This is a genomic window from Caulobacter sp. UNC279MFTsu5.1 (genome assembly GCF_900114015.1).
Lineage (GTDB): Bacteria > Pseudomonadota > Alphaproteobacteria > Caulobacterales > Caulobacteraceae > Caulobacter.
The window spans coordinates 1-9,740 of record NZ_FORN01000084.1 but is presented as its reverse complement, the minus strand read 5'-3'; the positions used below and the strand labels follow the sequence as shown (position 1 = coordinate 9,740).

The 9,740-nt window shown below is 68.2% G+C and carries 10 protein-coding genes; 5 read left to right on the top strand and 5 right to left on the bottom strand.

Annotation, left to right across the window (positions count from 1 at the left end; genetic code table 11):
• Positions 1-322: 322 nt before the first annotated feature.
• Entirely contained in the window at positions 323-565 is a 243-nt protein-coding gene (locus BM066_RS25370; RefSeq protein ID WP_089931195.1) for a hypothetical protein, read from the top strand.
• Positions 566-737: 172 nt separating this feature from the next.
• On the opposite strand, the gene dnaQ is transcribed toward BM066_RS25370, so the two are convergent.
• The 5 genes from dnaQ to BM066_RS25345 are packed head-to-tail and all read right to left on the bottom strand — an operon-like array spanning position 738 to position 4,457.
• Positions 738-1,454: a DNA polymerase III subunit epsilon gene (gene dnaQ / locus BM066_RS25365; RefSeq protein WP_089931193.1), complete on the bottom strand. Its 717-nt coding sequence runs from the start codon at positions 1,452-1,454 to the stop codon at positions 738-740.
• 6 nt (positions 1,455-1,460) lie between these two features.
• The gene (coaE, locus tag BM066_RS25360) at positions 1,461-2,084 is read right to left on the bottom strand and encodes a dephospho-CoA kinase (RefSeq protein ID WP_089931191.1); all 624 of its coding nucleotides are present in this window, start codon (positions 2,082-2,084) and stop codon (positions 1,461-1,463) included.
• Positions 2,081-2,953 carry a shikimate dehydrogenase gene (aroE, locus tag BM066_RS25355; RefSeq protein ID WP_089931189.1) on the bottom strand — a complete coding sequence of 291 codons (873 nt, stop codon included), beginning with the start codon at positions 2,951-2,953 and terminating at the stop codon, positions 2,081-2,083. Before aroE ends, coaE begins: the two co-directional genes overlap by 4 nt.
• Positions 2,950-3,558, bottom strand: a complete 609-nt coding sequence (locus tag BM066_RS25350) for a Maf family protein (RefSeq protein WP_089931188.1) — start codon at positions 3,556-3,558, stop codon at positions 2,950-2,952. Before BM066_RS25350 ends, aroE begins: the two co-directional genes overlap by 4 nt.
• A complete protein-coding gene (locus BM066_RS25345; RefSeq protein WP_089931186.1) occupies positions 3,555-4,457 on the bottom strand; it encodes a pyruvate, water dikinase regulatory protein in 903 nt (300 codons plus the stop codon). Before BM066_RS25345 ends, BM066_RS25350 begins: the two co-directional genes overlap by 4 nt.
• A 454-nt stretch (positions 4,458-4,911) precedes the next feature.
• Between BM066_RS25345 and hemE the strand changes: the two genes are divergently transcribed.
• The 4 genes from hemE (at position 4,912) to rho (ending at position 9,122) form a co-directional block, all read left to right on the top strand.
• A complete protein-coding gene (hemE, locus tag BM066_RS25340; RefSeq protein ID WP_089931184.1) occupies positions 4,912-5,940 on the top strand; it encodes a uroporphyrinogen decarboxylase in 1,029 nt (342 codons plus the stop codon).
• Between the two features lie 8 nt (positions 5,941-5,948).
• Positions 5,949-6,974, top strand: coding sequence for a ferrochelatase (gene hemH / locus BM066_RS25335; RefSeq protein WP_089931197.1), 1,026 nt, complete (start codon positions 5,949-5,951; stop codon positions 6,972-6,974).
• Positions 6,971-7,438, top strand: coding sequence for a CopD family protein (locus tag BM066_RS25330; protein WP_089931182.1), 468 nt, complete (start codon positions 6,971-6,973; stop codon positions 7,436-7,438). The genes hemH and BM066_RS25330 overlap by 4 nt, the downstream gene beginning before the upstream one ends.
• A 271-nt stretch (positions 7,439-7,709) precedes the next feature.
• Positions 7,710-9,122: a transcription termination factor Rho gene (gene rho / locus BM066_RS25325; RefSeq protein ID WP_089931180.1), complete on the top strand. Its 1,413-nt coding sequence runs from the start codon at positions 7,710-7,712 to the stop codon at positions 9,120-9,122.
• Positions 9,123-9,740 lie beyond the last annotated feature (618 nt).

Below are 9,740 nucleotides of genomic sequence, written 5' to 3'. Positions count from 1 at the left end.
TGGCGGGACAGGCGGGTCGACGGGGCCGGGAGGTTCAAACCGGCCTGTTCCAGGATCTGTCGGAGTCGCCGACGGCCCCTTCCGGGCGACTTTGATCCTGCCCGTCCGAGGGGAAACGTCGACCGGGATGAAACAAGCCCTCAGTCGACGTCCCTTGAGAAAAACGGTTTCGCGGAGCGGTCAGTCCAAGCCGAAACGCACAAACACGACTCACGGTCTCCGGGCCTGGCCCGGCCGCTCCGCGCCTCCTCATCCCCTCAGCGGTTTCCGCGTGAGCCGCGAAGCCGCGCCCGCCGCAAACCTTCCAGGAACGGAGACTCCCATGCCCAAGTCCAAGCCGCCCCGTCGCCGCAAGATCCGCCGAGCCAACGAGCTTCGCGTGCTGATGATCGAAAGCGTCCAGGCCGCGCTGCTGATGAACGACGCCCTGGTGGCCAAGATCGACGAGCTTCTCGGCCGAACGCCGCCGGGTCGGCTGAAGACCAACCTGCTGGCGCTGCGGGCGGAGGTGAAGTCGCATCGGCCGGGCCTGCTGGAAAGCCGCGCCGACGCCATGGCCCCTTAGGGCGGATCGATATTCAAGGCCGTGCGTCGTCCTCGTCCTTCGACAGGCTCAGGATGAGGACCATTGTGCGGGCCTGGGCGCTCGAAAACCTCATCCTGAGCTTGTCGAAGGACGAGGTTTTCGCCCCTGGATCCCGGACAGCCTCTGCGAGGCTTGCGGGATGACAACTCGATCAGCCCTCGACCACGACCCCCACCCCGAACTGCAGCCAGACGGCCTTGTCCTTGAGGTTCTTCTGCACGAAGGCGGCGTGGATCTGGCGTTCTTCCTCGGTGGAGCGCGGGGCCAGCGGCCGGGGGCGCGCGCCGTACGATCCGGCGCGGGCGGCCGAGATGGCGGTCGCGGTCACCACCTGGGTCAGCTCCAGCGCCCGCTCCTTGCCGCCCTGCAGCTCGAGATAGACCTCGGCCAGCAGGTGGGCGTCGATCAGGGCGCCGTGCTTGTCGCGGCTGTCGAGGCTGATCTTGAAACGCTTACAGAGCGCGTCGAGCGAGTTGTACATGCCCGGAAAGCGCTTCTTGGCCAGGGCCAGGGTGTCGACCCAGCGGCTCTCGGGCACCGGCGCGCGGCCGCACTTCTCCAGCTCGAAATTGACGAAGCTGCGGTCGAAGCCGGCGTTGTGGGCGATCACCGGGCTGTCGCCGACGAACTCCAGGAACCGGTCGGCGATCTCGTGGAACTTGGGCTTGCCGGTCAGGAAGGCCGACGACAGGCCGTGCACCTTCTCGGCCTCGGCCGGCATGTCGCGCAGCGGGTCGCAATATTCGTGGAACGACCGGCCCGTGGGCATGTAGTCGACCACCTCGATGCAGCCGATTTCGACCAGGCGGTCGCCGGTCTTGGGGTCGAAGCCGGTGGTTTCGGTATCGAGGATGATTTCCCGCGCCATCGGCTTTCAATGAGCCTGTTCGCCGCCGCCTTCAAGCGGGGCCGCGGCCCGCAGGCGAGTCAGGATGTCGCGGACCTGGTCGCGGGCCGCGTCCAGGCCCCGGCCGGTGTCGATCACGAAATCGGCCCGGGCGCGCTTTTCGGCGTCCGGCGTCTGGCGGGCGAGGATGGCCTCGAACTTGGCGGGATCCATGCCCGGCCGGGCCAGGACCCGCTGGCGCTGGACGTCGGCGGGGGCCGAGACCACCACCACCTTGTCGACCTTCTTCTCGCCGCCGGTCTCGTAGAGCAGGGGAATGTCCAGCACGACGATGTCGGCCCCCTTCTCCCGCGCGGCCTCGAAGAACCCGATCCGGTGGGCGCCGACCAGGGGGTGGACGATCGACTCCAGCATCGCCAGGGCCTCGGAGTTTCCCATCACCGCCGCGCTGAGCCGGGTGCGGTCGATGGCTCCGTCGACCACCACGCCGGGAAAGGCCGCCTCGACCGGAGCGACCGCCGCCCCGCCGCTGGCGTAGAGCGCGTGCACCGCCGCGTCGGAATCGTAGACCGGCACGCCCTCATCGACGAACATCCGGGCCGTCGTCGACTTGCCCATGCCGATGGAGCCCGTCAGGCCCAGGACGATCACTTCGCGGCCTCGCCCAGCTGGGCCAGGGCCAGGGCCCGGACGTCGACCTCGACCGGCGGGACGACGCCGAAGAAAGCTTCGAAACTGGGGACCGCCTGGCGCAGCAGCATCTCCAGCCCGTCCACCGTCCGGCGGCCGGCGGCCTCGGCGCGGCGCAGGAACTCGGTGCGCAGCGGCTTGTACACCATGTCGACCACCACGGCCGTCTCCGGCGTCAGGTCCAGGCGCGCCGCCGGGCCGGTCCCGCCGCCCAAGCCCAGGGAGGTGGCGTTGATCACCAGGCCAGCCTGGGCCAGCAGGGCGTCGAGCTCGTCGTCCGACGCGGCCTCGACCACCCCGCCGATCGAGGTCGCGATGGCCTGGGCCCGGGCGAAGGTGCGGTTGACGACGCTGACGCGGGGCGCGCCGGCCAGGGCCAGGGCCGCCGCCGCGCCCCGGGCCGCGCCGCCGGCCCCGAGGATCACCACCGGCGAGGTCGTCAGATCGAAGCCCGGCGCCTGGACGGCGATGGCGTCGATCAGACCCGGGCCGTCGGTGTTGTCGGCGACGATGGTCCCGTCAGCCTCGAAGACCAGCAGGTTGGCGGCGCCGGCCAGCCTGGCCAGGTCGCTGCAGCGGTCGGCGCAGGCCAGGGCCTGCTCCTTGAACGGGATGGTGACGTTGAGCCCCCGGATCGCCCCGCCGCGCAGGCCTTCGACGAAGGTCTCGAAGCGGTCCTCGCCCGGGGCGAACGGCACGTACGCCGCGTCCAGCCCGGCCGCGGCGATCCAGGCGTTGTGGATCACCGGGCTCATCGAGTGGCGGATCGGCCGGCCGCACACGCCCGCCACGATGGCCGCTCCCCCAATTCTTTGTAGAGAGGCGCTCATGCCTCAAGGGCTCCATGCAGGCGAAGAAAGTCGAACAGGCCGACGACGGGCAGGCCCAGGATGGCGAAATAGTCGCCGTCGATGCGGTCGAACATCTGCACCCCCTCGCTCTCGAGGAAGTAGCAGCCGACCGAGGACAGGACGTCGGGCGTGTTGCGGGCCAGGTAGCGGTCCAGCCAGGCGTCACTGAATTGGCGGACCGACAGCCGGGTGGTCTCGACCACGCGCCAGATCGGCCGGCCGTCGCGGGCCACGACCACGGCCGAGTGCAGCTTGTGGACCTTGCCGCGCAGGGCCAGGAGGCGCTCGCGGGCGGCCTCGGCGGTGTCGACCTTGTCGAACAGCACGCCGTCCAGCTCCAGGGTCTGGTCCGAGCCGATCACCAGGCCGGGGCGCTTGGTCGAGACCTTGAACGCCTTCAGCTCGGCCAGGGCGTCGGCGACCTCGCGCGGCGAGGCCCCTTCGGCCAGCAGGCCGGCCTTGGCGGCGTCCTCGTCGACGCCGGAGCCGACGGCCTCGAACGCGACGCCGGCGTTGCGCAGGATCGCCTGGCGAGCGGCGCTCTTGGACGCCAGGGTGACGGGGGTGAGCGGTGAGGCGGTCATCCCAGCACCTCGACCTGGCCGCGGCCGCCCGACAGCAGGTTGATGATCGCCGCCGCCGTCTCCTCGACCGAGCGGCGGGTGACGTCGATGATCGGCCAGCCCTGGCGCTCGAACAGCCGGCGGGCGGCGATGATCTCCTGCCGCACCGCGTCGGTGTCGATATAGTCGCTCTCGCGGTTCTCCTTCAGCGACAACAGGCGGTTGCGGCGGATCTGGATCAGCCGCTCGGGCGAGGTCATCAGGCCGACGATCAGGGTGTTCTTCAGGGTGAACAGCTCGTCGGGCGGCGGCCGGCCCGGCACCAGCGGCACGTTGGCGGCCCGCACGCCGCGGTGGGCCAGGTAGATGCAGGTCGGGGTCTTGGAGGTGCGCGACACCCCTACCAGGATCACGTCGGCCTGGGTCAGGTCCTGGCCGCCCTGGCCGTCGTCGTGGGCGATGGCGTAGTCCAGCGCCTCGATGCGATCGAAATAGTCATTGTTCAGCGCGTGCTGGGCGCCGACCCGGGTGGAGATCCGCGCGCCCAGATAGCGCGACATGGCGCTGACCACCGGGTCCAGGGCGGCGATGCACGGCATTTCCAGCCGCCGGCAGCCTTCCTCCAGCGCCGCGCGCAGGCCAGCGTCGATGATCGTGTGCATGACCACGCCCGGAGCCCCGGCGATCTCCTCCAGCGCCCGGTCCAGCTGGCGCGTCGAGCGCACCAGGGCGTAGATGTGCTCGATCGGCAGGATGTCGGTGAAACGGGCGCAGACGGCCCGGGCCATGGCGTTCAGGGTCTCGCCCGTCGAGTCCGAGACCAGGTGGATATGGAAATAGGTCGCGAAGCGCGGCGCGCTCCTTTCTCCCTCGGGGGCGCCGGTTTCCTGTGGATCATCCGTTAACGGTTGCTTAACCACTGGCCTGGCCCCTGGGGATGAGCGGGGGTGAATCCCGGCTCGTTACGGTGCGTCGAACTGCCCCTGTGTTAAACGGTCGCGTTGATCGCGGACAATCCCCAGTCTCCGATCGTCTTCACAGCCCGTGCGAATCCGATTCCCCCAAACCGGGGATGAGCGGACGCTCATGGTTACGGCGCCGTTCACCATCTTAACGTTTCATTAGGAATTTCGAAGCTCTAGCGAGCTATCCCCAAAGTTCACAGGCCCGCGCCCACATGTGGGCCGAGCTTGGATGGTTTTGTGACGGGCAGGTGACAGGCAGCGTCGCGAACGGGTTTTCCCCGTTAGGCACTTGCTCACCATCTCCTACAATCTTCCTTAAAATCTTCTTAAAGAAAGAAGGAAGAAGGGAAGAAGGCCTCCGGGGAGATACGGGCTTGAGCCCACGGGCCTGACGGGATTTAAGGCCAGCATGACCTCGCTCCCGAAACCCAAGCTCCTTTCCGTGCTCGACGGCGCGAAAGCCGAACGGCCGCCCGTCTGGTTCATGCGGCAGGCCGGACGGTACCTGCCCGAGTACCGGGCCGTGCGGGCGACCGAGCCGACCTTCATCGATTTCTGCCTGAACCCGGAGAAGGCCGCCGAGGTGACCCTGCAGCCGATGCGACGGTTTCCCTACGACGCGGCCATCGTCTTCGCCGACATCCTGCTGATCCCCCAGGCCCTGGGCCAGAAGGTGTGGTTCGAGGCCGGCGAGGGGCCCAGGCTGGGCGAGCTGCCGTCGATCGAGTCGATGCGCGAGCTGACGGGCCAGGCCGGCCAGGCGCTGGGCGCGGTGGGCGAGACCCTGAACCGCGTGCGTTCGGCCCTGGAGCCCGAGCGGACCCTGATCGGTTTCGCCGGCGCGCCTTGGACCGTGGCGACCTACATGATCGAGGGCGGCTCCAGCGATCGCTCCGGCGCGCGGACCTTCGCCTACCAGAACGCCGACCAGCTGGACGCCCTGATCCAGGTTCTGGTCGACGCCACCATCGACTACCTGGCCATGCAGGCGGCCTCGGGCGCCCAGGTGCTGAAGCTGTTCGAGAGCTGGGCCGAAGGCCTGTCCGAACCGCTGTTCGACCGCCTGGTGACCCGTCCGCACACCGCCATCGTCGAGGGCCTGCGGGCCAGGGGCGTGACCACGCCGGTGATCGGCTTCCCGCGTGGGGCCGGAGCCCTGGTCGAGACCTACGCCAAGGTCGCGCCCGTCCAGGGCGTGGCGCTGGACACCCAGGCCTCGGCGGCGCTGGGCCAGGCGATCCAGAAGACCAAGGCCATCCAGGGCGCCCTCGACCCGCTGCTGCTGCGGGCCGGCGGCGACGCCCTGCTGGCGCGGGTCGACCAGCTTCTGGAACAGTGGGGGCAGGGCCCCTACATCTTCAACCTGGGTCACGGCATCCTGCCCGACACACCGATCGCCCACGTCGAGGCGGTGCTGGCCCGGGTCACCGGGAAATGACCAGCGTGATGGGGACGAAACGGAAGATCGCCGTCGTCCTGTTCAACCTGGGCGGGCCAGACGGGCCGGACGCGGTGCGGCCGTTCCTGTTCAACCTGTTCCGCGATCCGGCGATCATCGGCCTGCCGGCTCCGCTGCGCTATCCGATCGCCGCCCTGATCGCCGCGACGCGCGCAAAACTGGCCAAGGAAAACTACGCCCTGATGGGCGGCGGCTCGCCGCTGTTGCCGGAGACCGAAAAGCAGGCGAGGGCGCTGGAGGCCGACCTGGCCGCGCGGTTCCCGGACGCCGAGACCCGTTGCTTCATCGCCATGCGCTATTGGAAGCCGCTGACCGACGAGACCGCCAGGGCCGTCGAGGCCTTCGCTCCGGACGAGGTGGTGCTGCTGCCGCTCTATCCGCAATATTCGTCGACCACGACCGGCTCGTCGCTGAAAGCCTGGGAGCGGGCCTATCGCAAAGGTCCCGGCCGGGTCTCGACGGTCTGCTGCTATCCGGCGGACGAGGATCTGGTCCAGGCCCATGCCGACCTGATCAGGGCCGCCTACGACCAGGCGGGACGTCCCGGTCGGGCCCGCCTGCTGTTCTCGGCCCACGGCCTGCCGGAAAAGGTGATCCTGGCCGGCGATCCCTACCAGAGCCAGGTCGAGGCCACGGCCGCGGCGGTGGCCGCCCGGCTGGGCGAGGGCTGGGACTGGCGGGTGACCTACCAGAGCCGGGTCGGACCGATGAAATGGATCGGACCCTCGACCGAGGACGAGATCCGCGCCGCCGGCCAGCAGGGCCTGGCGCTGGTGGTCACCCCCATCGCCTTCGTGTCCGAGCACATCGAGACCCTGGTCGAGCTGGACCACGAGTATCGTGAAGTGGCGACGAAGGCGGGCTGCCCGGCCTATGTCCGCGTGCCGGCCCTGGGCGTGACGCCGGCCTTCATTCGCGGCCTGGGCGGCCTGGTCCAGCAGGCGATCGTCGCCGAGCATCGCAAGATCGACTGCGCCTGGCGCTGCGGAGAACCCAAAGGAGCCCGCGCATGATGGATTTCCTGGCCGGCCATTTCGACCTGATCCGCGGCCTGCACATCATCTTCGTCATGGCCTGGATCGCCGGCATGCTGATCCTGCCGCGCCTGTTCGTCTATCACATGAAGACCGAGCCGGGCTCGGAGATGGACGCGGTGTTCAAGCTGGCCGAGCTGCGGACCCTGCGGATCATCATCAATCCGGCGATGATCCTGGCCCTGCTGATGGGCCTGCTGCTGGCGATGATCGACACCCAGCGCCTGGGCCACGACTTCTTCCTCAAGCCCTGGGCCCTGACCAAGATCGCCGCCCTGGTCTTCCTGTTCGCCTGGCATGGCTTCGTCTCCAAGGCCCGCCGCCAGTTCGCCGCCGGGACCAACACCCGCTCGGAGAAGTTCTGGCGGATGACCAACGAACTGCCGTTCCTGGCGGCCATCGTCATCGTGCTGTCGGTGACGACCAAGTTCCTGGGCCACTGAGACTCGGTGGTCGCCCGGCGGCTTTGCTTGACCGGCGAGGCCGCTTGTGGTTCCCATCCGGGAGACATGTCGCCTCGCGGCGTGTTCCCGCCTCTTACGGACCGGCGCTCGTCCTGACGCGCCCCCGGAGCTCCTGCTTCGAAGGTCTGTCCCCCGATCGATACGCGCCGTCGTCATGGCGCGACCCGCTCGCCGCCTCGCCGCGACGAGTCCGTTCTAGAACCAAGGCCCGGCTCGCGCCCTCGCGGGCCGAGCGACGTTGAGTGTCACTATGACCGACCAAACCGAAAACCAACCTGGCCTCGCGCTGGAACCCGTCGTCGACACGACGGTCGAGCCGGCCGCCGAGACCCCGCCCGTCAATGGCGACGAAGGCGACGACGACTCCGAGATCAGCGCCACCGTGGCGGCCATGGGCCTGAAGACCATGTCCCTGCAGGAGCTGAAGGAGAAGTCCCCGGCCGACCTGCTGGCCTTCGCCGAGACCTTCGAGGTCGAGAACGCCAACTCCATGCGCAAGCAGGACATGATGTTCGCGATCCTGAAGACCCTCGCCGAGGAAGGCGTGGAGATCTCGGGCTCGGGCACCATGGAAGTGGTGCAGGACGGCTTCGGCTTCCTGCGCTCGCCGGAAGCCAACTATCTTCCGGGTCCGGACGATATCTACGTGTCGCCCTCGCAGATCCGCAAGTTCGGCCTGCGCACCGGCGACACCATCGAAGGCGCCATTCGCTCGCCGCGCGAAGGCGAACGCTACTTCGCCCTGACCGGCGTCTCGAAGATCAATTTCGAGAGCCCGGACAACGTCAAGCACAAGGTCCACTTCGACAACCTGACGCCGCTCTATCCCGAAGAGCGCCTGCACATGGAACTGCCCGATCCGACCATCAAGGATCGCTCGGGCCGGGTCATCGACATCGTCGCCCCGTTGGGCAAGGGCCAGCGCTGCCTGATCGTCGCCCCGCCGCGGGTGGGCAAGACGGTGATGCTGCAGAACATCGCCAAGTCGATCGAGACCAACCACCCCGAGTGCTATCTGATCGTCCTGCTGATCGACGAGCGGCCGGAAGAAGTCACCGACATGCAGCGGACGGTGAAGGGCGAGGTCATCGCCTCGACCTTCGACGAACCGGCGACCCGCCACGTGCAGGTGGCCGAGATGGTCATCGAGAAGGCCAAGCGCCTGGTCGAGCACAAGCGCGACGTCGTCATCCTGCTGGACTCGGTCACCCGCCTGGGCCGCGCCTACAACACCACCGTCCCGTCCTCGGGCAAGGTGCTGACCGGCGGCGTCGACGCCAACGCCCTGCAACGTCCCAAACGTTTCTTCGGTGCGGCGCGCAACGTGGAGGAGGGCGGCTCGCTGTCGATCATCGCCACCGCCCTGATCGACACCGGCAGCCGCATGGACGAAGTGATCTTCGAAGAGTTCAAGGGCACCGGTAACTCGGAAATCGTCCTGGACCGCAAGGTCGCCGACAAGCGCATCTTCCCGGCCATCGACGTGCTGAAGTCCGGCACCCGCAAGGAAGAGCTGATCACCCCGCGCGATCAGCTGCAGAAGACCTACGTCCTGCGCCGCATTCTCAATCCGATGGGCGCCTCGGACGCCATCGAGTTCCTGCTGGAGAAGATGCGCCAGTCGAAGACCAACGGCGATTTCTTCCAGAGCATGAACACTTAAGCTTGGTGTTTCACGTGAAACACGAAGGGCGGCTGGAGCAATCCAGCCGCCCTTTCTTTTGTGTGGTGAGCGCGGTCCCCCTCCGGCCCTTTGGGCCACCTCCCCCAGAGGGGGAGGATCTAGTCCGCGCAGATGCTCCCCCTCTGGGGGAGCTGTCGCGCAGCGACTGAGGGGGTCTTTCGCAGGCACGGCTTTTCGACCTCGGGCTTGCGCAACGAGTGGTTGGGGAGGCGCGGAGCGGTTCGGGCCGAGCCTGGATGACCGTGGGTTTTGTGTGTGCGTTTCGGCTAGACCTGACCGCTCCGCCGAACCGTTTTGACCGAGGGACGGCGACTGAGGGCCTGTTTCATCCCGGTCGACGTTCCCCCTCGGGCGGGCAGGATCAAAGTCGCCCGGAAGGGGCCGTCGGCGACTCCGACTGATCCTGGAACAGGCCGGTTTGAACGTTCCGGCCCCGTCGACCCCGGCTGTCTCGCGTCCGTCCGTCCCGGGCCTTGGATCCTTCTGAGACCCGCTTCCCGCGACGATCCGCCCGCCAGGCCAGCCAGGCCCCGCTCGGTTCGATCCCCATCGCCTGCTTGGGCCGGTACCAAGAGCCCTCCCCCGCGATGGGGACGG